This window comes from Phenylobacterium sp. P4_E10 (assembly GCF_056401675.1).
In genome coordinates, this window is the sequence record NZ_JBFUIW010000014.1 from 1 (window position 1) to 24,858 (window position 24,858).

Here is a 24,858-nt window from a genome sequence, read left to right on the forward strand (position 1 = left end):
GCGCGGGCCAGACCGCGCCGGCGGGCCGGCGGGGCGACGGCCAAGGTCAGGATCTCGGCCTCGCCGGCGATGGCGCGGCAGAGGATGAAGGCCAGCAGACCTTCATCCTCGACCAGCAGCGCGAAACCGCCGGGGCCGTCGAGCAGCTGGGCGATCTCGGGGCCGGACCAGGCGTTGTCGAAGGCGCTGGCGTGGATCTGCGCGAGGGCGTCGGCCTCGTGGCCCCAGGCGCCGCGCAGCTTCACGGCTCGAGCGTCCGGCCGCCGGGCAGCTTGGCGTCAGGCGCGCGCAGGTAGAGCGGGCGCGGCGGCGGCGGCGACTTGGCGGCGGCGGCGAGCGCCGCCACCACGGCCGGGTCGGCGCGGTTGGTCTCGGCGACCGTGGCCGAGGGCCGCATCTCGGCCAGCAGTTTCGCGCCGGTGCCGACCAGGACGTCGGGGGCCAGTTCGGCGACGCGGGCGGCGGCGGTCTCGATCGGCAGGGCGTCGGGGGCGCTGACCGCGACCCCATCGGCGAAGGCCTGCAGGTAGACCTGGCCGCGCTTGGCGTCGAGCACGGCGAACACCCGGCCGTCATGGGGTTTTGCGAGGGCTTCCAGCGAGCCGATTCCGACCGCGGGCACGCCCAGCGCCGCCGACAGCCCCTTGGCGAAGGCCAGGCCGACCCGCAGGCCGGTGAACGAGCCCGGGCCGACGGTGACGCCGATGCGGTCCAGCTGGTCGAAGCCGAGGCCGGCTTCGCGCATCAGCTCGGCGACCAGCGGGGCGAGGCGCTCCTGGTGGCCGCGGTCCATCGGCTCGATCTTCGAAGCCAGCACCACGCCGTCCCGCACCACCGCGGCGGAGCAGGCGAACAGGCAGGTGTCGATGGCCAGGACGATCACGCCGGCGCGGGCTCCAGCGCGGGCCTTAGAGGGTCTGCTCGACCCGGGTGACCTCGGGGACGTAGTGCTTGAGCATGTTCTCGACGCCGGCCTTCAGCGTCGCCGACGAGGACGGGCAACCCGAGCAGGCGCCGCGCATGTGCAGCCACACCACGCCGGTGTCGGCGTCGAAGCGGTTGAACAGGATGTCGCCGCCGTCCTGGGCCACGGCCGGACGGATGCGGGTGTCGAGCAGGTCCTTGATCTCGGCGACCACCTGGGCGGTCTCGCCCTCGTAGACCGCCTCGTCGTGACCACCGGCCTCCGCGGCGCTCTCGGTGAACAGCGGCCGGCCGGAGGTGAAGTGATCCATGATGGTCGCCAGCACCGGCGCCTTAAGCAGCGGCCAGTCGTGGTCAGCGTCCTTGCCGACCGTCACGAAGTCGGTCCCGAAGAACACCCGGGTGACGCCGTCGATCTCGAACAGCTCGGCCGCCAGCGGCGAAGCCTGCGCCTCGTCCAGGCTGCGGAAGTCGCGCGATCCGTCGGCCAGCACTTCGCGGCCGGGAAGGAACTTCAGGACCTCAGGGTTCGGGGTCAGCTCGGTCTGGATGAACATGAGGGAGATGTGGCGTTTTGCGACGGGAATCGCAAGTTTTCCGACGCCCTAAGCCAGATCTGCGATCTCTTCGTCGGTGAGGTCGCCCGGCACCACCGTCACCGGCACCTTGCGCGCGCCCCACTTCACCCCGTCCTTGGCGATCGAGGAGACCAGCGGGCCGGGGCCACGGCCGCCGACCGCTGAGGCCAGCACCAGGATCTTGATGGCCGGGTCCTCGGAGATGACCTTGCGCAGGGCCGCGCGGGTGTTGTCGGCGTGGACGATGATGAACTCCGGCGCCGCGCCGGTCTCAGCGATCACGAACTCGGCCATCTTGTGCAGGACGGCTTCGGCCTCCTCGCGGGCCTGGCGCTCGATCTCGTCGCGCACGCCGCTCCAGTGCTCGAACACCGCCGGCTCGATCACCCGCAGCAGCGCCACATGGCCGCCCGTCGAACGCGCGCGGCGGCAGGCGAAGCGCAGGGCCGCCTGGAACTCCGGGCTGTCGTCGGCGATGACGAGGAACTTGCGCTGGCTCATGGGCAGACGGTGGCGCGCGGACGAGCCGCGCGCAACCACTACGTTCAGGCGCCCCAGAAGCCGACGATCTTGCGGACCTCGGCCAGGGTCGGGGCGGCGGCTTCGCGGGCCCGTTCGGCCCCCGCGGCCAGCACGCGGTCGATCTCGGCCGGATCGGCCATCAGCCGGCGCATCTCGGACGTCACCGGACCGAGCTTGGCGACCGCAAGGTCGGCGAGCTTGGGCTTGAAGGCGCCGAAGCCCTGGCCGGCGAACTCGGCCAGCACCGCTTCGGAGGTCCGGCCATCAAGGGCGGCATAGATGCCGACCAGGTTCTCGGCTTCCGGCCGGGCCTTGAGCTCTTCCAGGGTCGCGGGCAGCGGCTCTGGATCGGTCTTCGCCTTGCGGACCTTCTGGGCGATGGTCTCGGCGTCGTCGAGCAGGTTGAGCCGCGAATTGTCCGACGGATCGGACTTGCTCATCTTCGCCGCCCCGTCGCGCAGCGACATGATCCGCGCGCCAGGGCCCTGGGTCAGGGCGTCGGGCAGCGGGAAGTAGGCCGGGACCTCGAAGTCGTGGTTGAACTTGGCCGCGACGTCGCGGGTCAGCTCAAGGTGCTGGCGCTGGTCGTCGCCGACCGGCACCTGGGTCGCCTTGTAGAGCAGGATGTCGGCCGCCTGCAGCACCGGATAGGTGTAGAGGCCGACGCTCGAGCGCTCCTTGTGCTTGCCCGACTTCTCCTTGAACTGGGTCATGCGGTCGAGCCAGCCGAGCCGCGCCACGCAGTTGAAGATCCAGGCCAGCTCGGCGTGCGCCGGCACCGCCGACTGCGGGAAGATGGTCGCCACCTTCGGGTCGAGCCCGGCGGCCAGATAGGCGGCGGCGATCTCGCGCACCTGGTCGGCCAGCAGCTTGGGGTCCTGCCACACGGTGATGGCGTGCATGTCGGCGACGAAGATGAAGGTCTCCACCTCGTGCTGCAGGCGGGCGAACTTCACCAGCGCGCCGAGATAGTTGCCCAGGTGCAGGGCGCCGGACGGCTGGACGCCGGACAGCACGCGTTGGGGACCCGTGTAGGCGGGGGGAGCTTGGTCGGTCATGGGATCAGGCTTCTTGAGAGGAGAACATGCAGGCGCGTGTCATCGCGCCGGGAAAGGGCGGGATCAGGCGCGACGCCATCGCCAAGTGTTTCGTCCGTAAGCCATGGCCGTTGCGAATAAAGCCTGCGCGGCCAGGCTGCAAGCCCGTCAGATGTCGGCGACCACGGCGGCGTCGCCCGGCCGGCGCTTGAGCGCGGTGCGGATTTCGCTAGGCGTGATGCCGCGGAAGGCCAGCAGCAGCAGGCCGTAGACCGCCACCCCGACCGCCGCCGTCGCCAGCACCGCGATCTCCTTGGCGCCCAGCCCCACGAGGTGGAAACCGCGCAGCGGAGCCTCCAGCCAGGCCCGTTCGTGGGAGGCGAAGCCGAGCAGCGCGCCGAAGACGATGCTGGCAGCGGCGATGCGGGCGATCCGGCTCCAGGCCGCCGTGGTCGGCGAGTAGTCGCCGCGCTTGTTCAGCAGCAGCACCATCTGCAGGACGTTGATCCAGGCCGCGGCGCTGGTGGCCGCCGCGATCCCCTTCACGCCGATGAACTGGAAGAGGGTGAGGCCGAGCACGATGTTCACGGCCACCGAGATCAGGCCAAAGCGCATCGGGGCGCGGGTGTCGGCGCGGGCGAAGAAGGCCGGCTGCAGCACGCGGGCCAGCACGAAGGCCGGCACGCCCCAGCCGTAGTTGAAGAGGATCCAGCCGGTCTCGCGGGCGTCCAGCACCGTGAAGGCGCCGCGGGTGAAGAGGCCGTCGATCAGGAAAAACGGCATGGCCACCAGGGCGGCGGCGGCCGGCGCGGTCAGGGCCAACGAGAAGATCACCGCCTGGTCGGTGGCGGCCTGGGCGTCAGCATGGTCCTTGGCCTGGATGGCGCTGGAGAGCCGCGGCAGCAGGGCGACGCTGACCGCCACGCCGATCAGGCCGAGCGGCAGTTGGTAGAGCCGGGCCGCAACCTCGGTCCAGGCGCGGCCGCCGGCGACCTGGGAGGCCAGGATGCCGGAGATGAAGATGTTGATCTGCACCGCGCTGGCGGCGATGGCGCCGGGGATCGCCAGCGAGACCAAGGCCTTGATCTCGGGCGTCAGCTTGGGCGTGCGCAGGCGGATGTGCGCCCCCGCCTTGCGCGCGCCCCACCACAGCAGGCTGGCCTGCAGCACACCGGCGATCGGGATGCCGATCGAGGCTGCCCAGGCAGCGCGGATCGGGTCGGTCTGCGGGATCACCGCGATCAGCATCACCAGGTTGAGGATGGTCGGGAAGATGCCGGTGACGATGAAGCGCCGGTGGGCGTTCAGCACCCCCGACAGCAGGGCGCCGATGGCCATGCACGGCAGGTAGGGCATGCTGATCTGGGTCAGCACGATGGCGAGCTTGAACTTCTCCGGATCGGAGGCGTAGCCGGGATTGATGACATACATCAGCCACGGCATCGACAGCTGCGCCAGCAGGGTCAGGGCGATGGTCGCCGCCGCCAGCGTGGCCAGGGCGTCGGAGGCGATGCGGTCGGCCTCCGCCTGGCCCTCGGCGCCGAGGGTCTTGGTGTAGGCTGGCACGAAGGCCGATGAGAACGCGCCCTCGGCGAAGATGCGCCGGAACAGGTTCGGGAAGGCCAGGGCCGTGTAGTAGGCGTCGGCGGCGATGGTGGCGCTGGCGCCCAGGCGGGCGGTCAGCACCAGGTCGCGGGCCAGGCCCATGAATCGGCTGATGAGCGTCAGCCCCGACAGCACCAGGGACGAGCGGATCAGTCCGCTCTTCGGCGGTGGGGGCGCAGGCACGGTCACGGTGGTTGGTGTGCTCCGAGCCTCGATATGGGTCAAGACGCGCCGTTAGCGCGCGACGCTGGCGCGGGCTTTCTGCAGGTTGGCGCGCGGTTTGGGCGAGGCGGCCTCGACCTCTTCGAGAGAGGCCATCAGGTCGGCCTTCAGCGCCGCCATCCGCTTGGCGTCCTTCAACTTCCCGCCGTTCGGCTCGACCACGTAGAAGGCGTCGACGGCCCGCTCGCCATAGCCGTCGATATGGGCTGAGAGGATCGAGAGCCCGGCGTCGGCGATGTTGCGGGCCAAGGCCACCAGCAGGCCGGGCCGGTCGCGGCCGGAGGCTTCGACCACGGTGGAAGCCTCGGAGGCCTCGTTGTCCAGCATCACAGTCGGGGTGATGGTGAAGGCGGCGGCGCGGCCGAAGTCGGTGACCCGGCGCGGTTCGGTCTTGGCCACCTCACCGCGGCCGGCGGCTTCCAGCGACTGGGCGAGCTTGGCCAGGGCGCGGGCGTTGTCGCCGCCGTAGGGCGCGCCGGTGGCGTCCTGGACATAGAAGACGTCGAGCGCCTGGCCCTGGCGGGAGGTGAACACCCGCGCCCCGACGACGTTGGCGCCGGCGGCGGTCACCGCAGCCGCGAGATCGACGAACAGACGCTGGCGGTCGTGGGCGGCGACGACCACCTCGGCGGCGTTCAGCCCGCTGCGGATCTGGCCCTCGGCGGCCGAGCCGCCGGCCGCGGCGGCGCGCGCAGCCAGCGCCGCGTGGCCGAGAATCTCGACGTCGGGGAACGACGTGAAATAGGCGTCTTCCATCGCCTGCACCCAGTCGGCGGTGGCCGGATCGGCGCCGACCAGCCGGACCCGGGCGTCATAGGCGGCGTTCTCGTGATAGCGGCGGATAGCGGCGGCGGCGTCGGATCCCCGGCCGCCGCGGAACACCGCTTCGGTGGCGCCGTAGAGCTCGCGCATCAGCTGGCCCTTCCAGCCGTTCCAGACTCCAGGACCGACCGCACGGATGTCGGCGACGGTCAGCACCAGCAGCAGGCGCAGGCGCTCGGGCGTCTCCACGATGCGGGCGAAGTCGGCGACGGTGCGCGGATCGGAGACGTCGCGCTTCTGGGCGTAGTCGCTCATCACCAGGTGATGCTCGACCAGCCAGGCGCACATCTCGATGCGCTTGCGATCGAGGCCCAAGCGCTCGCAGGCCTGGCGGGCCGAGCGGGCGCCGGCCTTCTCCTGGCCGCCCACTCCGCCTTTGCCGGTGTCGTGCAGCAGCATGGCCAGGAACAGGACTTCCTGGTCGTCGATCAGCGGCATGACCGCGGTCGAGAGCGGGTGGTCCTCGGCGAAGCGGCCGTCGGCGATGTCGGCGATCACCCCGACCGCGCGCAGGGTGTGCTCGTCCACCGTGTACGAGTGGTACATGTTGAACTGCATCTGGGCGACGATGCGGCCCCATTCGGGGATGAAGCGGCCGAGAACGTCGGCCTCGTTCATCATCGACAGGGTGCGCTGCGGATCGCGGCCGTGGGCCAGAATATCGAGGAACACCTTGGCCGCGCGCGGGTCGCGGCGGACCTTGGAGCCGATCAGGCTGGCGCAACGGCTGGCGGCGGTGAAGGCGTCGGGGTGCAGGTCAAGGTCACGCTGGTCGGCCAGGCGGAACAGCCGCAGCATGTTGATCGGGTCGGCCTCGAAGATCTGCGGACCGTCGATGTTGAGGCGGCCGCCCTCCTCGTGGAAACCGGGGTCGAGCTTCTTCTTCTTGGCCTTGCCGTGGCCGGGGATCAGCCGCGACAGCCCCTTGGGCTGCTGCTTGATCTGCTCGGCTTCGAGCTTTGCGGCGAACACGCGGGTCAGCGCGCCCACCTCCTTGGCGATCATGAAGTAGCGGCGCATGAACCGCTCGACGGCGGGGGCGTCACCGCGGTCGCCATAGCCCATGCGCCGGGCGATTTCCGGCTGCAGGTCGAAGGTCAGGCGCTCTTCCGGGCGGCCGGTGGCGAAGTGCAGGTGGCAGCGCACCGCCCACAGGAAGTCGAACGCCTTGATGAAGGTCGCCACCTCCTTGCGGTCGAACATGTCGAGCTGGACGAAGCCGTCGACCTGGCTGACCGGGTGCAGGTACTGAGCGATCCAGAACAGGGTGTTGAGGTCGCGCAGGCCGCCCTTGCCCTCCTTGACGTTGGGCTCGACCAGATAGCGGCTGGCGCCGGCCCGCTCCTGGCGGATGTCGCGTTCCTTGAGCTTGGCGGCGACGAACTGGGCGGCGGTGCCGCGGACCACCTCGGCGCGAAAGCGGCGGATCAGCTCCTCGGCCAGGGCGGTGTCGCCGGTCAGCTGGCGCGCCTCCAGGATCGAGGTGCGGATCGTGTAGTCTTCGCGGGAGAGCTTCAGGCACTCCTCGACCGTCCGCGAGGCGTGGCCGACCTTGAAGCCCAGATCCCACAGCGCATAGAGCATGTACTCGATCACGCTTTCGGCGTGGGCGGTCTGCTTGTAGGGACGCAGGAACAGCAGATCGAGGTCGGAGAACGGCGCCAGGGCGCCGCGGCCGTAGCCGCCGACCGCCAGCAGCGCCAGGCGCTCGCCCTCGGTGGGGTTGCGGGCCCGGAACACGTGGACGGTGGTGAAGTCGTAGAGGGCGGTGACCACCTCGTCGGTGACGCCCGACAGCAGCCGGGCGGTCTCGATGCCGCCGGCGCCGTTCTCCAGGCGCTCCTTGGCGATCATCCGTCCGCGGAACAGGGCCTGCTTGAGGATTTCCAGCGCGCGCCGACGCTGCTCGGTCTCGTCGCCGGCCGCATCGAGGGCGGCAGCGGAGAGCTGGGCGCGCAAGCGCACCCCGTCGACGACATATTCCAGGCGCGTGGGACGAAGGCGAGGCGGCATGACTTGGATATAGTCATCCGGCGCTTCCCTGCCGAGCGCAAAGAAAAAGGCCGGCGAATCCGCCGGCCTTCTCGAGAACTACAGAAGCGCTCAGATCTTAGTCGGCGAGCTGCGCGGCGGCGAGCTTGGCCTGGGCGACCTTCAGGGTGTCCTTCACGCAGCGACCGTAGGCGTTGACCACCAGGGTCTCGCCGGCGGTGTCGCGCAGGCAGACGGTGCGGGCGGCGCGGGCGATCTCGGCGTCCAGCTGGGCGGCCGACTTGCCGGCCAGGGAAACGCGGACTTCGGCGGCGGCGGGGAAAGCAACAAAAGCGGCGACGGCGGCCAGGGTCACAACACGCATCATCTCAAGTTCTCCTGCTGCGCGGCGGGAAATTGGGGAGGAAGACCGCGCTTCAACACGGCGCTTTTTGACGCCTATGTATTAAAAAATTGTGCGGTGCGAGAGTAAACGTGTTGCAGTGCAATATTGTCCAGATTGCGCCTTGTGGGCCATATCGTGCAAAGGATTCTCACGTTTTCGAACGCGCTTACGCATCGTTAACCGCCGCCATTCAGGACTGCGCCGCGATAGGTAAAGTGGTGGAGTTGGTGATGACTGGTGCGAGTTTGGACGGCCGTCTGGAGTTCATGCAGATCGGCCCTGAGACCCGCAAGTCGCTCCGCGCGGCCCAGCCGCTAGTCTCCGAAAAGCTTCCGGCGGCGCTGGACCACTTCTACGCCCAGGTCCGCCGCACGCCAGAGACGAAGGTCCACTTCCGCGACGACGGCCACATCACCAAGGCCCAGAACGCGCAGCTGCGTCACTGGCAGGGCATCGCTTCGGGCGAGTTCTCCGCCGACTACGCCAAGGCCGTGCAGACGATCGGCGGCGTGCACGCCAAGATCGGCCTGGAGCCGCGCTGGTACATCGGCGGCTACGCCCTGGTGCTGGAGCAGCTGGTCCGGGCGGTGATCGAGGCCAAGGCTCCGAAGGGCTTCGGCGCCAAGGCCAAGAACGCCGAACTGGCCGACACCCTGTCGGCGCTGATCAAGGGCACCATGCTCGACATGAGCCTGGTGCTGGACGTCTATTTCGAAGCGGCCGAGGCCGAGCGGGCTAGGTCCGAAGCCGAGCGCGCCGCCGCCGCCGCCGAGCAAGCCAAGGTCGTCCGGACGCTGGCGAACGCGCTGTCAGGCCTGGCCAGGGGCGATTTGACCAGCCGCATCGATCGGCAGCTTACCGGCGACTACGCCCAGCTTGGTGACGACTTCGACGGCGCGGTCGGCGAACTGCACGGGGCGATCGCCGCGGTGGTGGAGTCGGTCGCGGCGGTCACCGCCACGGTCGGCCAGCTGAAAAGCTCAGGCGACGACCTGCAGCGGCGAACCGAGAACCAGGCCGCCTCGCTGGAGCAGACCGCCGCCGCGGTCGACGAGATCACCGTCACCGTGCGGCGGGCCGCCGAGACCGCGCGCCAGACCGCCGCGGCCGTGGCCGACGCCCGCCAGGAGGCCGAGCAGAGCGCCCCGGTGGTGGAGGCCGCGATCTCGGCGATGGGTCAGATCGAACAGTCGGCCGCGCAGATCGGCCAGATCATTGGGGTGATCGACGAGATCGCTTTCCAGACCAACCTGCTGGCCCTCAATGCCGGCGTCGAGGCGGCCCGGGCCGGGGAAGCCGGCAAGGGGTTTGCGGTCGTCGCCTCGGAGGTGCGGGCCCTGGCCCAGCGCGCCGCCGACGCGGCCAAGGAGATCAAGGGCCTCATCACCGACTCCAGCGAACAGGTGGCGCAGGGCGTCGATCTGGTCGGGCAGACCGGCGAGGCGCTGACCCGCATCGTCACCCGGGTGAGCGAGGTGCATGGGCTGGTGGCCGACATCTCCGGCTCGACCCAGGAGCAGGCGGTGGGCCTCGGCCAGGTCAACACCGCGGTCAACGAGATGGACCGGGTGACCCAGCAGAACGCCGGCATGGTGCACGAGACGGCCACGGCCGCGGCCGACCTGGCCCACGAGGCGCAGAACCTGTCGCGGCTGGTCAGCCGCTTCCGGCTGGCGCAGGCGGGCGCTTCTGCAGCGCCGCGACGGGCGGCCTAGGCGGCCCGCTCGATCAGATCGGCGAGCCTGTCCTGGCCAGTCCAGAGCGCGGCGCGCCAGCCGCGGGCCTGGGCGGCCTCGACGTTGGCGGCCTTGTCATCGATGAAGAACAGGTCGGCCGGCGCAAAGCCGGTGCGCGCCTCGATGGCGGCGTAGAACGCCGGAGCCGGCTTGGCATGGCCGAGGTCGGCCGCGTAGTGCATGGCGTCGAAGTGGTGCTTCAGGCCCATCCCGTCCCACAGATAGGCGGCGCGCTCGTGCTCCTGGACGGTGGCCAGGTGCAGCGCGATCCCCTGGGCGCGGAACGCCGCCAGCTGCTCCAGCAATCCGTGGTCAAGGTGGCTGTCGTTTTCGAACCAGTAGTCGCAGAGCTGGTCGCAAGTCAGGTGCGGGGCGATCTGAGCCAGCACAGGCGCCAGGCGCTCGCGCAGCTTGGCGTGGCCATGAATGATGTCGTGGAAATTCGGCGCGAAGAATCTGTCCTGCAGATCTTCAATCTTGAGGCCCAGGTCGCGCTCGAGATTGGCCGACCAGCCGCCGGGGTCGGGATGGACGACGACGACGCCGTCGACATCGACCATCAGCGCCTTCACCGCATCATTTCCTTGAGCTTGTAGAGCGCGGCCATGGCCTCGCGCGGGCTCATGCCGTCGAGGTCGAGGCCCTTCAGCGCCTCCTCGACCTGGCTGGGGCCGCGGCTGGACTCGGGCTCGGCGACGTGGGCGGCGAACAGCGGCAGGTCTTCCAGGTGGGCCGGGGCGCCCGCCTCGCGCTCCAGCCGGTCCAGCACCTCGCGGGCGCGGACGACGACGGCCGGGGGCACGCCGGCCAGCTTGGCGACCTGGACGCCGTAGGAGCGGTCGGCCGGGCCGGCGCCGGCCTCGTGCAGGAAGATCAGGTCGCCGTTCCACTCCTTGGCCTTCAAGGAGAGGTTGGAAACGTGGGCCAGGCGGTCCTCGAGCACGGCCAGCTCGTGGTAGTGCGTGGCGAACAGCCCGCGGCAACGGTTCGTTTCGTGCAGCGCCTCGGCGCAGGCCCAGGCGATGGCCAAGCCGTCATAGGTGGCGGTGCCGCGGCCGATCTCGTCGAGGATGACCAGCGAGCGCGGCGTCGCCTGGGTGAGGATCGCGGCGGTCTCGACCATCTCGGCCATGAAGGTCGAGCGGCCGCGGGCGAGGTCGTCGCCCGCGCCCACCCGGCTGAACAGCCGATCGACCACGCCGATGCGCAGGGCCTTGGCCGGGACATAGCAGCCGGCCTGGGCCAGCACCGCCAGCAGCGCGTTTTGGCGCAGGAAGGTCGACTTGCCGGCCATGTTCGGCCCGGTGACGATCGACAGCCGAGCGCCCGCAACGCCGGCCCCATCGAGGCTGCAGTCGTTGGGGGTGAAGGGGTCGCCGGCCCGCTTGACCGCGGCCTCGACCACCGGATGGCGGGCGGCCTGGGCCTCGAAGGCGGTGGAGCGGTCGACCACCGGGCGCGCGGCGCCGACATCGTCAGCCCACTCGGCGAGGCCGGCGGCGACGTCGAGCCGGGCAGCGCCCTCGGCGGCGGACTGGATCGCCACGGCGATGCGGATGGCGGCCTCGCGCCAGGCCTCGAAGTTGGCGATCTCCATGGCCAGGGCGCGCTCGGCGGCCTGGGCGATGCGGGCGTCCAGCTCGGCCAGTTCGACGGTGGTGAAGCGGACCTGGTTGGCCAGGGTCTGGCGGTGGATGAAGGTGGCGTTGAGCGGCGGGCTCATCAGCGGCTCGGCCGCCTTGGCGGTGGTCTCGACGAAATAGCCCAGCACGGCGTTGTGGCGGATCTTCAAGGCGACGCCGCTCTCGGCCGCCAGCCGCGCCTCGAGCTGCAGGATCACCTTGCGGCTGTCGTCGCGCAGGGCTCTGGCCTGGTCGAGCTCGGCGCGGACACCGGCGGCGACGTAGCCGCCGTCGCGGGCCTGGGCCGGCAGATCCTCGCCCAGTCCCTCGGCCAGCATGCGGCGGAACTCGGCCAGGTCCGGATCGGCGGCCGGATGCAGGGCGGCGAGCGCGGCGGCGATCTCCGGCGGCGCCGGCGGGTCCAGCGGCTCGGGATGTCCGAAGAGGCCGAAGATCGCCTCCCCTCCGGCCAGGCCGTCCTTCAGGCAGCCGAGGTCGCGGGGGCCGCCGCGACCCAGGGCGAGGCGGGCCAGGGCGCGGGCCATGTCGCCCATGCCGCGCAGCCGCTCGCGCAGCTTTTCCCGCAACGGCCGGCGCTCGCAGAACCACTCGATGGCGTCGAGCCGGGCGTCGATGGCGGCGGGGTCGAGCAGCGGCCGGGCCAGGCGCGAGGCCAGCAGACGCGCCCCGGGGGCGGTGATGGTGCGGTCGATAGCGCCCAGCAGCGAACCGTCGCGCGAGCCGGAGGTCGACTTCTCGATCTCCAGGCTGGTGCGGGTCGCCGGGTCGATGGCCATGACGTCGGCCTCGCCAGCGCGGCGCGGCGCGGTAAGGGCTGGCAGCCGGCCTGCCTGGGTGGTCTCCAGGTGCGCGGCGATCAGGCCGAGCGCCGAGACCTCGGCTCCGGTCAACTCGCCGAAGCCGTCGAGGGTGTCGACGCCGTAGAGCCGCTTCAGCCGCGCCTCGGACGCCGACGGCTCGGCGAGCGCCGAGGGCATCGGCTGGATCAGCCCGCTGGCCGACTTGAACACGCCGGCCAGGGTTTCGTCGGCGAACAGCCGGTCGGGGACCAAGGTCTCGGACGGGCCGAGCGCGGCGAGTGCGGAGGCCAGGCTGTCGCGCGACAGGGCCATGCATTCCACCTCGCCGGTGGAGAGCTCGACGCTGGCGACCGCCGCGGCGCCGCCGCGCACCGCGACTGCGGCCAGGCGGTTGGCGCCGCGGGCGTCGAGCAGGCCGTCCTCGGTAAGCGTGCCTGGCGTGACCACGCGGACCACGTCGCGGCGCACCACCGACTTGGAGCCGCGCTTTTTGGCCTCGGCGGGATCTTCCATCTGCTCGCAGAGGGCGACCTTGAAGCCGGCGCGGACCAGTTTCGCCAGATAGGCCTCGGCCGCGTGCACGGGCACGCCGCACATCTTGATCGGCGCGCCGCCGTGATTGCCGCGTGCGGTCAGGGTGATGCCCAGCGCCGCGGACGCCTTCTCGGCGTCCTCGAAGAACAGCTCGTAGAAATCGCCCATGCGGAAGAACACCAGCGCATCGGGCTGGCGGGACTTGGCCTCGAAAAATTGGGCCATGACCGGCGTGGCGCCGGCGGGATCAGGGAGGGCGGGATTGGGGGCGTTCATCGGTGAGCGGAAGCTAGCGGCGCCCGCGTGATCCGTCAGCCCCCTTGAACTGCGGCTGTTGGCTACCAAGCTCTGGTGGGGAGCAGGAGCTTTTCGTGCCGCACGTGATCTTTCCCGCCGGACCTGAGGACGCCGAGGACCTGGCGCGGGTGCACGTGGCCAGTTGGCGCGAGACCTATGAGGGCCTGCTGCCGGACTCCTACCTCAAGCGCATGACCGTTCCGGTCCACGCGCGGCGGTTCCGGGCCGGGCTGATGCGCCCCGGGCCGCTTGAGGCGACGCTGGCGGCGGCCGAGCGCGAAGGGCTGGTCGGATATGCGGCCGGCGGGCCTTCTCGGTCCCGGCGGCCGGGTGAGGCTGAGGTCACAACCCTCTATGTGCTGCGCCGGGCGCAGGGCTACGGCCTGGGGCGACGGCTGATCACCGGCCTGGCCCGGGTGTTCGCCGACAACGGCGCAAGGTCGATGATGCTGTCGGTGCTGCGCGACAATATTGCGGCCCGTGGTTTCTACGAGCATCTGGGCGGCCAGGCCGAGGCGCCGCGGCGCGAGCCCGGCCCCGGCGGCGTCACCTATGAGGTCAGTTATCGCTGGCCCGACATCTGGGTGCTGACGCAATAGGCGCCGCTCGCAAAGCAGCGCTATCCTGACGACGGCAACATTGAAGCTCAGTTGGCGGCGGCGCTCTCATCGGCGCCTGCGTAGGGGGTTCGTATGAGCGTGTCGCGTCGGGCGTTTCTGGAAAAGGTCGGGCGCGCGGGAGGTTACAGCGCGCTCTATGTGACGATGCAGGCGCTGGGCCTGCTGGCGGCGGCGCCCGCCTATGCAGGTCCGCCGGACTTGCCCGCCGGATCGGGCAAGGGAACCAAGATCGTCATCCTGGGCGCTGGGGTCGCCGGTCTGGTCAGCGCTCTTGAGCTGCGCAAGGCGGGGTACGACGTCACCGTCCTGGAGGCGCGGGAGCGACCGGGTGGACGGGCCTGGTCGGTGCGCGGCGGCGACAAAATCGTGCAGAACGGGCGACCCGACCAGCAGGCCGACTGGGAGGAAGGTCGGCACATGTATTTCAACGCCGGACCAGCCCGCATTCCCCAGACCCACAAGGCGATCCTCGGCTACTGCCGGGAACTGGGCGTGCCACTGGAGGTGATGGTCAACGCCAACCGCTCGGCCAAGCTCGACTTCGGCGGCACGGTGGTGCGCAACGGCCAGGCGGTGAACGACACCCGTGGGACCTTCGCCGAACTGCTGGCCAAGTCGATCGACCGCGGCGCGCTGGATCGCGAACTGACCGGCGTCGATAAGGAGCGGCTGATCGCCTATCTGGGCGCTTATGGCGACCTCAGCCCGGAGAAGGTCTACGGCGGCTCGATGCGCGCCCACTTCGACAAGGAGGCCGGCGGCTACCTGAACGCGCCCACGTCCGGCGCGCCGCTGCGGTTGGCCGACATGATGCAGGCCAAATTCTGGGGCGCCTCGCTGCTGTTCGAAGAGATCAGCGACATGCAGGCCACCATGCTGCAACCGGTCGGCGGCATGGATCGGATCTCCTACGCGCTCTACGAGGCGGTGAAGCCCGCTGTGCATCTGGGCGCGACGATCAAGGCGATCCGCAGGCGGCCCAAGGGCGTGCGCATCATCTATGTCGAGGGCGGCGCGGAAAAGGCGCTGGAGGCCGACTACTGCATCTGCACCCTGCCCCTCCCCGTCCTGGCCAAGATCCCCGCCGATTTCGATCGCCGCACCAAGCAGGCGATCGCCGCCTGCCACTATGGCCAGGGCACCAAGGTCGCCTGGCGCGCCCGGCGGTTCTGGGAGCAGGACGAGTTCCAGTTCGGCGGGCTGGGCTGGACCGAAGAACTCAGCGAACTGGTCTGGTACCCGTCCGGCGGGCTGACCGAGCAGAACGGCATCCTGGTCGGGGCCTATTCGATCGGCTTCTCCGGGCCGCAGAACCCGCCAAAGTTCGCGGCGCTGTCGTTTGAGGAGCGGTTCGCCATTTCCCGCCGGGTGATCGAGAAGTTCCACCCCGGAAAGGGCAACGAGCTGAGCATGCCGGTCACCGTCTCCTGGGGTCAGACGCCCCACAGCGAGGGGGTGGCGGCGGAGTGGAAGGCCGAGCAGCGCGCGACCGACTATGCGGAGCTCTGCAAGCCCGACGACCGTGTCTACTTCGCCGGCGAGCACATGAGCTACATCAACGCCTGGCAGGAGGGCGCCGCGCTGTCGGCGCACGAAGCGATTAAGCTGCTGGCCGCGCGGGTGGGGGCGGCGGCTTAGCGGCCCTCCTTCTCTCCTTGCGGGAAAGGGACGCTAGGGTTCGGCGCCCGCGACGGCGGCGCGGGCGAGCTTGCGGACCACGCGCTCTGCGTCCGTCGGCGACAGCCGCTGGTCTTCGCGCAGGCGGCGCCAGACATCGAAGCTGAGCACCAGGTCGAGCGCCTCGACCAGATCTCCAGCCTTGGGGGCGACGCCCTCGAGGTGGCCAAGCAGCAGTTCGCGCTGACGGCGGACGAAGACCTGGTGGGCGGCGACCATGCCCGGCGAGCGGACGCGGTTGGCGTCGGCGAACGCCTTGGGCCGCGCCAGCGTCTCGAACACCGCGGCGCGGCGGGCTACCAGTTGGTCCAGTCGCTCGACCAGCGAGCCGCGCACCGGCTCGGCGTAGATCGGCGCCAGGCGCGCATCCATTGTCTCTTGCAGACCCTGGTGCAGGCCGTCGACGTCGTTGAACAGGCGGAACACCGTGCGCACACCGACCCCGGCGCGGACGGCCACCGCCTCGGCTGAGGGCTGCACCTCGCCGGCCTGGATCAGGTCGACCATCGCCGCGAGGATGCGGGCGCGGCTGGCGACGGCCCGCGCGCGGCGGCCGTCTGGCTTCTCGGTGGCGTCAGCGATCATGCAGCCTGAATAACCTGCGGTGGCGCCGGTTTGCACGCCCCCGATACCGTGGCGTGACTAATGGGACGCAGGCGCGCCTCAGCCGCCGGTGACGTCTTCCCAGAACTGCTTGGCCTTGCCGATGAAGTTCGCCGACTTGGGGTGCTGCTGCTCGCCGCAGATCTCGGCAAACTCACGCATCAGCTCCTTCTGGCGGGCGCTGAGCTTGGTCGGAGTTTCGACGAACAGCTCGACCACAAGGTCGCCGCGGTCGCGTGAGCGCAGGGACGGCATGCCCTTGCCCTTCAGGCGCACGGTGCGGCCGGTCTGCGAGCCCTCCGGCACGCTGACCTCGATGCGGCAATTGCCGTCGCAGTTGTCGCCGCCCATCAGGCAGGGCGCCTCGATCTCGCCGCCGAGCGCGGCCACCGACATCGGCACCGGCACCGTGCAGAGCAGGTCCAGGCCGTCGCGGTCGAACAGCTCGTGCGGCTTCACCGAGAGGAAGATGTAGAGGTCGCCGCGCGGGCCGCCACGGGCCCCCGCGTCGCCTTCGCCGGCCAGTCGAATGCGCGCGCCGTCATCGACGCCCGCCGGGATGCGGACCTGCAGGGTGCGCTGCTTGCGCACCTGGCCGTGGCCATGACACTCCTCGCACGGATCGAGCACGAGGCGGCCGGAGCCGCCGCAGCGCGGGCAGGCGCGCTCGATCGAGAAAAAGCCCTGGCTGGCGCGCACGCGGCCCGCGCCGCCGCAGCCGCCGCAGACCGTCGGGCTGGTGCCCGGCTTGGCGCCGGAGCCGTCGCAGCTCTCGCAGTTGATCGAGGCCGGCACGATGATCTCGACCTCGGAACCGGCATAGGCCTGCTCCAGCGAGATCTCCAGATCGTAACGCAGATCCTGGCCGCGGGCCGGACCCGAGCGCTGGCGGCCGCGGCCGCCGAACATGTCGCCGAAGACGTCCCCGAACACCTCGTTGAAGATGTCGTTGACGTCGTGGAACTGCCCGCCGCCGCCACCGCCGCCTGAGCCGTTGACCCCGGCATGGCCGAAACGGTCGTAGGCCGCACGCTTCTGCGGATCCGACAGGATCGAATAGGCTTCGTTGATTTCCTTGAAGCGCCCAGCAGCATCCTCGCAACCGCCATTGCGGTCGGGGTGATGCTCCATGGCCAGCTTGCGGAAGGCGGATTTCAGCGCGGCTTCGTCCGCGCCCCGCTCCACGCCCAGGACCTCGTAATAATCCCGCATGTTATGTCAGGCGTTCAAAATTGATCTGAGAATTGAGGTGGGATGATCTACGTCCGACTGCAAGGCTTATTCCAAGCCGAAGCGGGCGAAGATTTCCAGGGGGGTCGCCCGACCCCATGGCGGCCTTCTCGCAGAGGTTGCGGATGGCCGCCATAGGGCGGAACGTCACGCCGACTTCTTCTTGTCGTCGTCGTCGCCGACTTCCTCGAATTCAGCATCGACCACGTCGTCGTCGCCGGCCGCCGAAGATTGCGGCTGTTCGTCACCGCCGCCCTGTTGGGCCGCGTACATCGCCTCGCCCAGCTTCATCGAAGCCTGGATGAGGGTCTGGGTCTTGGCCGAGATGGACTCGGCGTCGTCGCCTTCCAGGGCCGTCTTGACGTCGGCCAGCGCCGTCTCGATGGCCTCCTTGTCGGCGCCGGAGACTTTGTCGCCGTGCTCAGACAGGGCCTTCTCGGTGGAGTGCACCACCGCCTCGGCCTGGTTCTTGGCCTCGACGGCCGCCTTGCGCTTCTCGTCCTCGGCCTTATTGGCCTCGGCTTCCTGGACCATCTTCTCGATATCCGTATCCGAGAGGCCGCCATTGGCCTGGATGCGGATCGACTGCTCCTTGCTGGTCGCCTTGTCGCGGGCCGAGACGTTGACGATGCCGTTGGCGTCGATGTCGAAGGTGACCTCGACCTGCGGCACGCCGCGCGGCGCCGGCGGGATGCCCACTAGGTCGAACTGACCCAGCATCTTGTTGTCGTGCGCCATCGGGCGTTCGCCCTGGAACACGCGGATCGTCACGGCCGACTGGTTGTCGTCGGCGGTCGAGAAGGTCTGCGAGCGCTTGGTCGGAATGGTGGTGTTGCGCTCGATCAGCGGGGTGAACACGCCGCCCAGGGTTTCGATGCCCAGTGTCAGCGGGGTGACGTCGAGCAGCAGCACGTCCTTAACGTCGCCCTGCAGAACGCCGGCCTGCACCGCGGCGCCCAGCGCCACCACTTCGTCCGGATTCACGCCCTTGTGGGGTTCGCGGCCGAAGAACTCCTTCACGGTTTCGACGACCTTGGGCATGCGGGTCATGCCGCCGACCAGGATGACTTCGTCGATGTCGGACTTCTTCAGGCCAGCATCCTTCAGCGCCTGCTCGCAGGGGCCGACGGTGCGGGCGATCAGGTCCTCGACCAGGGCTTCGAGCTTGGCGCGCGAGAGCTTGATGTTGAGGTGCAGCGGACCCGAGGCGTTCATGGAGATGAAGGGCAGGTTGACCTCGTACTGAGCGGTCGAGGACAGCTCCTTCTTGGCCTTCTCGCCTTCTTCCTTCAGGCGCTGCAGAGCCAGCTTGTCGTTCCGCAGATCGACGCCGGTCTCCTTCTTGAACTCGTCGGCGAGGTACTCGACGATGCGCATGTCGAAGTCTTCACCGCCGAGGAAGGTGTCGCCGTTGGTGGCCTTCACCTCGAACACGCCGTCGCCGATCTCCAGGATCGAGACGTCGAAGGTGCCGCCGCCGAGGTCGTAGACGGCGATCTTCTTGCCGTCGTTCTTGTCCAGGCCATAGGCCAGGGCGGCCGCGGTCGGTTCGTTGATGATGCGCAGGACTTCCAGGCCGGCGATCTTGCCGGCGTCCTTGGTCGCCTGGCGCTGGGCGTCGTTGAAGTAGGCCGGGACGGTGATGACCGCCTTCTCGACCTTCTCGCCGAGGTGCTGCTCGGCGGCTTCCTTCATCTTCTGCAGAATGAAGGCCGAGACCTGCTGGGGCGAATAGTCCTTGCCGTGGGCCTTCACCCAGGCGTCGCTGTTCGGACCCTTGACGATCTCATAGGGCACCATGCCCTTGTCCTTCTCCACCAGCGGATCGTTGTACTGGCGACCGATCAGACGCTTGATGGCGAACAGGGTGTTGGCGGGGTTGGTCACGGCCTGGCGCTTGGCCGGCTGACCGACGAGGCGCTCCCCGTCGTCGAGGATGGCGACGACCGAAGGCGTGGTCCGAACGCCCTCGGCGTTCTCGATCACTTTCGGCTGCTTGCCGTCCATGATGGCCACGCACGAATTGGTCGTGCCCAGGTCGATGCCGATGATCTTGCTCATATCGAGTCTTGCTCGCTCCTATGTGGCGGACGCCGGTTTAAGGGCCTTCGTGTGAAGCACCCCGGTTCTTCTCGGCATCCCCGGTTCGAATAAGGGCTCGGCCGGTTAACCCACGGGGAAACCGGCGTCGAGTCGCGATATGGGATGACATGCGTCCCCCGCAAGTGGGAATGCCCCTATATCGCCCAGGGTCTTCGGCCCAGCGCGCCCGGCCAACCCGCTAAAATCCTTGCATAAGCTTGGCTTTGGTACGGCGCAGCGCCGCCGCCGGCCGCCAGATAGGCGTGCTGTACGACCATCGCCTGCTGTTCGATGTTGAGCTGCGAGAATTCCCGGCCGTCGTGCAGATCGTAGGCGTAGGCCGCCCGCCCGTCGCCGGCCTTGAGCTTGGCGAAGGGCAGGAAGACGCCGCTTTGGGCCTGCCAGACGTGCACCAGTTCATGCACCAGCACCGAGCGCAGCCACAGCGGCGCGTCGGCGAAATCGACCGGGGCCGAGACGGCGGGCCAGACCACCAGGCCGCCGCTCGGGACGAAAGGTCGCGGCCAGACGGGCAAGCTCAACAGCCGCACGCGATCGGGATCGAGGCTGGCGGCGAACACCTCGGCGCAGATCGCCCGTTCGCCGGATGTCAGACCGCGCCAGCGCAAGGGTTTCATCAAATCGAGACTGGCGGGGGCCATGGCGCCTATATGAGGGACCATGAGCCTTTCGACGACCACAGGATTTCGCCTGCTGCCCGGCCGGCTGTCGCCTGAGCAGCAGCAGGCCTTGCTGGACGAGGTGCTGGCGCGGGTCGAGGAAGCGCCGCTGGTTCAACAGGTTACGCCGGGCGGCAAGCCGATGAGCGTGGGCATGACCAGCTTCGGCGCGCTCGGCTGGACCACCGACCAGAGGGGCTATCGCTATGAGCCGCGACACCCGACCACCGGCAGGTTTTGGCCGGCCATTCCCACAATCCTGACGGAACTCTGGGCCGAGCTCGCCGACCCGGCGACGCCGCCCGACGCCTGCCTGGTCAACTTCTATGACGCGCAGGCCAAGATGGGCCTGCACCAGGACAGGGACGAAGCCGACCTGCGCTTTCCGGTGCTGTCAGTCTCGCTCGGCGACACGGCGGTGTTCCGGATCGGCGGCGCCAAGCGCTCGGACCCGACCAGCTCGGTGAAGCTGGCCTCTGGCGACGTCTGCCTGCTGGCCGGCGAAGCGCGGCTGTTCCACCACGGGGTCGACCGCATCCTGCCCGGCTCGTCGAGACTGGTGCCCGGCGGCGGCCGGATCAACCTGACCCTGAGACGCGCCGCGCCGGCCGATCAGTAGGGCGGCTGTTCCGGCGGCGGCGTCAGCCCGTCGATCAGGTCGCCCACCTTGTCCTCGTCGGCGGTCGGCAGGGTCGGCGCCTTCGGGGCCGGCGTCACGGGCGCGACCGGCGCCTTCTCGACCGGGAGGATCGCCTCCTCGGCCTTCTCCTCGGGCTTTTCTTCCTTCTTGGGCTCAGCGACCACTTCGGAAGGGGTGAGCACGAAGTCGTCGAGCGGCCGCGCATCGCTGGCCTGCAGCGCCGCGCCGCCCTCGCGGGACTCGCCGGGCAGCCGAGCCCGATCGGGAGCGCCCCGGACACCCAGGATGAACCCGCCGACGGCGCACAGGCCAAGGACGATGGCGACGACCCGCAGGACGCTTCGAGGCATGCTCCACATGGTCGCGAAACCTAGATGGGGTTTGGCGAAACTGAAACGGGGATTTTCCGATGGATCATCGGCCGAGCCGCCGCCAAAGGCCCGGCTTGGTAAACGCCTCTTAACCCTCGGTGGGCCAAACATGGGCTCTCTGAATCGGGGGACGAGAATGGCGCGTGCGGCGCGTAAGACGGGCGTTGAGCTGGGGATGCACATTGCGGGCCTGGCCTGGAGCCATCCGGCCACCGCGCGCCTGCGCGGCGGCATCGTGGCGGCCGCCGGCATCGCCTTCGCCATCGCGCTCGCCACCTACAACGCCGCCGACCCCAGCCTGAACGCCGCCTCGGCCCTGGGGCCGAGCAACGCCCTGGGCGCGCCGGGCGCGACCGCGGCCGACATCGGCATCCAGTCGATGGGCCTGGCCGCCGGCATGGGCGCGCTGCTGATGGTGGTGTTCGGCCTGGGCCGGGCGACCACGCCGCAACCGGACCTGACCCGGCGCAAGGTGCGCCTGCGCGCCGCCGTCGGCCTGCTGGGCGTCATGGCCCTCGCCGGCCTGCTGTCGGCCCCGCCGGCGCCCGCCGCCTGGCCGCTGGCCAAGGGCCTTGGCGGCTTCTGGGGCGACGGACTGCTGCACGCCATCGCCGGAATCTTCGCCTACGCCCACATCCCGGGCAGCGTGCTGTTCGCAGCCCTGCTGCTGCTGGCCGCCGCCGCCGCCGGCCTGGGCTTCGCGGTCGGCGTCCGCCGCTCCGAGCTGGCCGCCAGCATCGACTGGGTCCGCGCCGTGCTGCAGAGGACTCCTCCCGCCCCGCCCGTTCCGGCGAAGGCCAGCCAGCGCGCCTCGGTGGCGCGCCGCGCCAAGGCGGCCGAAGCGCCCCAGGCCGCCGCCCCGGCGCCGCGCCCCGCTCAGGCGCCCGAACCGGCCGCCCTCGCCGAAGAGGCGGAGGTCGACGCCGCCGGCAGCTCGGTGGCCATCCGCCAGCCCAAGCCCACGCCCAAGGAGTCCGGCCGCGAACTGCGTGAGGCCCAAGGGGCGTTCGACTTCGTCAAGACCAGCGGTTTCGCCCTGCCCGAGCTGGCCATGCTGGCCAAGCCCAAGCCCCGCGCCTCGATGTTCGACGAAGGCGCCCTGCGGCAGAACGCCCAGCTGCTGGAAAGCGTGCTGGCCGAGTTCGGGGTGCGCGGCAACATCGACCAGATCCGGCCCGGCCCGGTGGTCACCCTCTATGAGCTGGTGCCCGCCGCCGGCGTGAAGTCGGCCCGGGTCGTGGCGCTCAGCGACGACATCGCCCGTTCGATGTCGGTGGCCGCCTGCCGGGTCAGCGTGGTTCCTGGCCGCAACGCCATCGGCATCGAACTGCCCAACGCCCGGCGCGAGACGGTCTATCTGCGCGACCTGCTGGCCAGTGGCGAATACGAGAAGTCGACCCAGGCCCTGCCGATGGCGCTGGGCGAGAACATTGGCGGCGAGCCCTACATCGCCGACCTCTCGAAGATGCCTCACCTGCTGATCGCCGGGACCACCGGCTCGGGCAAGTCGGTCGGCGTCAACGCCATGATCCTGTCGATCCTCTACCGGCTGCCGCCCGAGCAGTGCCGGTTCATCATGATCGACCCGAAGATGCTGGAGCTCAGCGTCTATGACGGCATCCCGCACCTGCTGGCGCCGGTCGTCACCGATCCGAAGAAGGCCATCGTCGCGCTGAAGTGGACCGTGCGCGAGATGGAGGACCGCTACCGCCTGATGTCGAAGATCGGGGTGCGGAACGTCGCCTCGTACAACGAGCGCGCCAAGGAGGCCGCCGCCAAGGGCGAGCACTTCGAGCGCACCGTGCAGACCGGCTTCGACGACAACGGCCGGCCGATCTACGAGAGCGAGCGGATCGACCCGAAGGCCATGCCCTACCTGGTGGTGGTCATCGACGAGGTGGCCGACCTGATGCTGGTGGCCGGCAAGGACGTGGAAGGCGCCGTGCAGCGCCTGGCCCAGATGGCCCGCGCCGCCGGCATCCACCTGGTCATGGCCACCCAGCGCCCGTCGGTGGACGTCATCACCGGCACCATCAAGGCCAACTTCCCGACCCGGATCTCCTTCCAGGTCACCTCCAAGATCGACAGCCGCACCATCCTGGGCGAGCAGGGCGGCGAGCAGCTGCTGGGCCAGGGCGACATGCTCTACATGGCCGGCGGCGGCCGCATCACCCGCCTGCACGGCCCATTCGTCTCCGACGAGGAGGTCGAGGCGGTGGCCAAGTTCCTGCGCGCACAGGGCGAGCCGCAGTACCTCGAGGACGTCACCGCTGGCGGCGACGAGGACGGCGAAGACGGCGAGATGTTCGGGGATGAGGGCGGCGGCTCCGGCGACGACCTCTACGACCGCGCCGTGGCCGTGGTCACCCGCGACCGCAAGGCCTCGACCAGCTACGTCCAGCGCCGGCTGCAGATCGGCTACAACCGCGCCGCCTCGCTGATCGAGCGGATGGAGCAGGAAGGCGTGGTCAGCCCCGCCAACCACGCCGGCAAGCGCGAAGTGCTGGTCGGCGCCGCGCCGTAACTCCCCTCCTGGGGGAGGTGGCGTTCCCAAGGGACCGAGGGGGAAGGCTCCGAGTCAGCAAGCCCCCTCAGTCAGCCTTTTCGGCTGACAGCTCCCCCAGCGGGGGAGCAATTGAGGACGGAGCTAACCCACCGCCTTGGCCACCGCCGCGCCGAGTTCGGCCGGGAACACGCCGCTCATGCCTTCAATGGCGGTGTTGGTCAGGGCGACGACGCTCACCTCGCGGTCGGGGATGATCTGCCAGGAGTGGCCGTAGACGCCGCCCCAGCTGACCGTGCCCTGGCGCAGCGGCGAGCCGGCGGCGGCCGGGTCCTTGAGCACCGCGCCTGCGAAGCCGAAACCGAAGCCGGGACCATGGGTGGTGACGACCAGGTCGCCGATCTGGTTGGCGAGCATGGAAGCCGCCGATGGCGCCGACAGGATCGGCCCGCCGCCGGTGCGAACCGCCTCCAGCAGCTTGAGCACGTCGGGGGCCGTGCCGACCATGCCGGCGCCGCCGGACGGGAACGAGGCCGGGCGGGTGGCGCGGGCCGGCGAATAGCGGATGCCCGACAACTCGAAGAACGGGGAGACGTCGGGCTCCTTCATGGGCCGCGGCGGCTGGCCATCGATATAGGGCGTGGCCAGCTGGCCGGCGTCGGCCACGTAGAAGCCGCTGGCGGCCATACCGAGCGGCGTGAGCACCAGTTCCTTGACGAGCTCCGGCAGCGGCTTTCCGGCCGCCCGTTCCATCGCCGCGCCCAGCACGTCGAGGCTGACCGAATAGTTCCAGGCGGCGCCCGGCGGGAAGAACAGCTCCAGCGCGCCGAGCCGGGCCAGGTTGTCGGCCATGCTGCGGTCGGGCAGGTCCAGGCCGTCGGAGACCCCCGCCTGCAGGTAGGGCCCGTCCAGCGGCTGCAAGAAGCCGTAGCCGAGGCCGCTGGTGTGGGTGAGCAGCTGGGCGATGCTGATCGCCGCGTCCGCTCCGCCCGGAGCCTTGGGCCGGAAATCCGGCAGCCAGCGGCTGACCGGAGCGTCGAGAGCGAGCTCGCCGCGCTCGACCATCGCCAGCGCCGCGGCGGCGACAATCGGCTTTGACACCGAGGCCAGCCGGAAATTGGTGTCGAGCGCCATCGGGACGCCGCGCTCGCGGTCGGCGTCACCGGCGGCGCGGGCGTAGACGAGATCGCCGCCGCGGGCGATCAGCACCACGCCGCCGACGATGCGCTGTTCGGCCAAGGCGCGGTCGACGACGTCGTCGATGTCGAGGCTGAGGGTCATGGGGCGCTCCATCCGTTTCCTGGATCAGATGGATGGCGCAGCTTGCGGCGCAAGCCTGTCGTTAGGGAAGGCGC

21 protein-coding genes are annotated in these 24,858 nt (G+C 69.9%); 5 read left to right on the plus strand and 16 right to left on the minus strand.

Features of this window, described 5'->3' with window-relative positions; translation table 11 throughout:
• The 8 genes from AC1DQJ_RS15870 to AC1DQJ_RS15905 all read right to left on the minus strand — a co-directional run.
• Positions 1-245, minus strand: a 245-nt coding sequence (locus tag AC1DQJ_RS15870; protein ID WP_477604995.1) for a GNAT family N-acetyltransferase, incomplete at its 3' end; no start/stop codon positions are given.
• Positions 242-880 (minus strand): tRNA (adenosine(37)-N6)-threonylcarbamoyltransferase complex dimerization subunit type 1 TsaB, encoded by a 639-nt coding sequence (gene tsaB / locus AC1DQJ_RS15875; RefSeq protein ID WP_477605225.1) that lies wholly within the window; start codon positions 878-880, stop codon positions 242-244. The genes tsaB and AC1DQJ_RS15870, both read right to left, overlap by 4 nt.
• Positions 881-908: 28 nt before the next feature.
• Positions 909-1,481: a NifU family protein gene (locus tag AC1DQJ_RS15880; RefSeq protein WP_477604997.1), complete on the minus strand. Its 573-nt coding sequence runs from the start codon at positions 1,479-1,481 to the stop codon at positions 909-911.
• Positions 1,482-1,529: 48 nt separating this feature from the next.
• Positions 1,530-2,003, minus strand: a complete 474-nt coding sequence (locus tag AC1DQJ_RS15885) for a universal stress protein (RefSeq protein ID WP_477604999.1) — start codon at positions 2,001-2,003, stop codon at positions 1,530-1,532.
• A gap of 44 nt (positions 2,004-2,047) precedes the next feature.
• The gene (trpS, locus tag AC1DQJ_RS15890; RefSeq protein WP_477605001.1) at positions 2,048-3,082 is read right to left on the minus strand and encodes a tryptophan--tRNA ligase; all 1,035 of its coding nucleotides are present in this window, start codon (positions 3,080-3,082) and stop codon (positions 2,048-2,050) included.
• A 147-nt stretch (positions 3,083-3,229) separates the two neighbouring features.
• Complete coding sequence (gene murJ / locus AC1DQJ_RS15895; RefSeq protein ID WP_477605003.1) at positions 3,230-4,855, minus strand: murein biosynthesis integral membrane protein MurJ; 1,626 nt, start codon at positions 4,853-4,855, stop codon at positions 3,230-3,232.
• Between the two features lie 45 nt (positions 4,856-4,900).
• Positions 4,901-7,723, minus strand: coding sequence for a [protein-PII] uridylyltransferase (locus tag AC1DQJ_RS15900; RefSeq protein WP_477605005.1), 2,823 nt, complete (start codon positions 7,721-7,723; stop codon positions 4,901-4,903).
• Positions 7,724-7,820: 97 nt separating this feature from the next.
• Positions 7,821-8,069, minus strand: coding sequence for a hypothetical protein (locus tag AC1DQJ_RS15905; RefSeq protein ID WP_477605007.1), 249 nt, complete (start codon positions 8,067-8,069; stop codon positions 7,821-7,823).
• A gap of 248 nt (positions 8,070-8,317) precedes the next feature.
• Between AC1DQJ_RS15905 and AC1DQJ_RS15910 the strand changes: the two genes are divergently transcribed.
• Complete coding sequence (locus AC1DQJ_RS15910; protein WP_477605009.1) at positions 8,318-9,802, plus strand: methyl-accepting chemotaxis protein; 1,485 nt, start codon at positions 8,318-8,320, stop codon at positions 9,800-9,802.
• On the opposite strand, the gene AC1DQJ_RS15915 is transcribed toward AC1DQJ_RS15910, so the two are convergent.
• Together AC1DQJ_RS15915 and mutS are read right to left on the minus strand one after the other, a co-directional pair.
• Complete coding sequence (locus AC1DQJ_RS15915; RefSeq protein WP_477605011.1) at positions 9,799-10,395, minus strand: HAD family hydrolase; 597 nt, start codon at positions 10,393-10,395, stop codon at positions 9,799-9,801. The two genes, AC1DQJ_RS15910 and AC1DQJ_RS15915, sit on opposite strands and share 4 nt — an antisense overlap.
• Complete coding sequence (gene mutS, locus AC1DQJ_RS15920) at positions 10,392-13,076, minus strand: DNA mismatch repair protein MutS (protein ID WP_477605012.1); 2,685 nt, start codon at positions 13,074-13,076, stop codon at positions 10,392-10,394. Before mutS ends, AC1DQJ_RS15915 begins: the two co-directional genes overlap by 4 nt.
• Before the next feature lie 95 nt (positions 13,077-13,171).
• Here mutS and AC1DQJ_RS15925 point away from each other — a divergent pair, with 95 nt between their 5' ends.
• Positions 13,172-13,696, plus strand: coding sequence for an N-acetyltransferase family protein (locus AC1DQJ_RS15925; protein ID WP_477605014.1), 525 nt, complete (start codon positions 13,172-13,174; stop codon positions 13,694-13,696).
• A gap of 93 nt (positions 13,697-13,789) precedes the next feature.
• A complete protein-coding gene (locus tag AC1DQJ_RS15930; RefSeq protein WP_477605016.1) occupies positions 13,790-15,355 on the plus strand; it encodes a flavin monoamine oxidase family protein in 1,566 nt (521 codons plus the stop codon).
• Positions 15,356-15,388: 33 nt separating this feature from the next.
• On the opposite strand, the gene AC1DQJ_RS15935 is transcribed toward AC1DQJ_RS15930, so the two are convergent.
• From AC1DQJ_RS15935 to AC1DQJ_RS15950, 4 genes are all read right to left on the minus strand, one after another.
• Positions 15,389-15,979 carry a TetR/AcrR family transcriptional regulator gene (locus AC1DQJ_RS15935; protein WP_477605018.1) on the minus strand — a complete coding sequence of 197 codons (591 nt, stop codon included), beginning with the start codon at positions 15,977-15,979 and terminating at the stop codon, positions 15,389-15,391.
• Positions 15,980-16,057: 78 nt separating this feature from the next.
• On the minus strand, positions 16,058-17,209 hold the full coding sequence (gene dnaJ, locus AC1DQJ_RS15940) for a molecular chaperone DnaJ (protein WP_477605020.1): 1,152 nt from the start codon (positions 17,207-17,209) through the stop codon (positions 16,058-16,060).
• A gap of 165 nt (positions 17,210-17,374) precedes the next feature.
• A complete protein-coding gene (dnaK, locus tag AC1DQJ_RS15945) occupies positions 17,375-19,288 on the minus strand; it encodes a molecular chaperone DnaK (RefSeq protein WP_477605022.1) in 1,914 nt (637 codons plus the stop codon).
• A gap of 176 nt (positions 19,289-19,464) precedes the next feature.
• The gene (locus tag AC1DQJ_RS15950) at positions 19,465-19,971 is read right to left on the minus strand and encodes a hypothetical protein (RefSeq protein WP_477605024.1); all 507 of its coding nucleotides are present in this window, start codon (positions 19,969-19,971) and stop codon (positions 19,465-19,467) included.
• 19 nt (positions 19,972-19,990) lie between these two features.
• Here AC1DQJ_RS15950 and AC1DQJ_RS15955 point away from each other — a divergent pair, with 19 nt between their 5' ends.
• Positions 19,991-20,608: an alpha-ketoglutarate-dependent dioxygenase AlkB gene (locus AC1DQJ_RS15955; RefSeq protein WP_477605026.1), complete on the plus strand. Its 618-nt coding sequence runs from the start codon at positions 19,991-19,993 to the stop codon at positions 20,606-20,608.
• Here the strand turns inward: AC1DQJ_RS15955 and AC1DQJ_RS15960 are convergent.
• Positions 20,602-20,979, minus strand: a complete 378-nt coding sequence (locus tag AC1DQJ_RS15960) for a hypothetical protein (RefSeq protein ID WP_477605027.1) — start codon at positions 20,977-20,979, stop codon at positions 20,602-20,604. The two genes, AC1DQJ_RS15955 and AC1DQJ_RS15960, sit on opposite strands and share 7 nt — an antisense overlap.
• A gap of 157 nt (positions 20,980-21,136) precedes the next feature.
• On the opposite strand from AC1DQJ_RS15960, the gene AC1DQJ_RS15965 reads away from it, so the two are divergent.
• A complete protein-coding gene (locus AC1DQJ_RS15965) occupies positions 21,137-23,524 on the plus strand; it encodes an FtsK/SpoIIIE family DNA translocase (protein ID WP_477605029.1) in 2,388 nt (795 codons plus the stop codon).
• Positions 23,525-23,647: 123 nt separating this feature from the next.
• Here the strand turns inward: AC1DQJ_RS15965 and AC1DQJ_RS15970 are convergent, their stop codons facing one another.
• Positions 23,648-24,784, minus strand: a complete 1,137-nt coding sequence (locus tag AC1DQJ_RS15970; RefSeq protein WP_477605031.1) for a serine hydrolase domain-containing protein — start codon at positions 24,782-24,784, stop codon at positions 23,648-23,650.
• Positions 24,785-24,858: the final 74 nt, after the last annotated feature.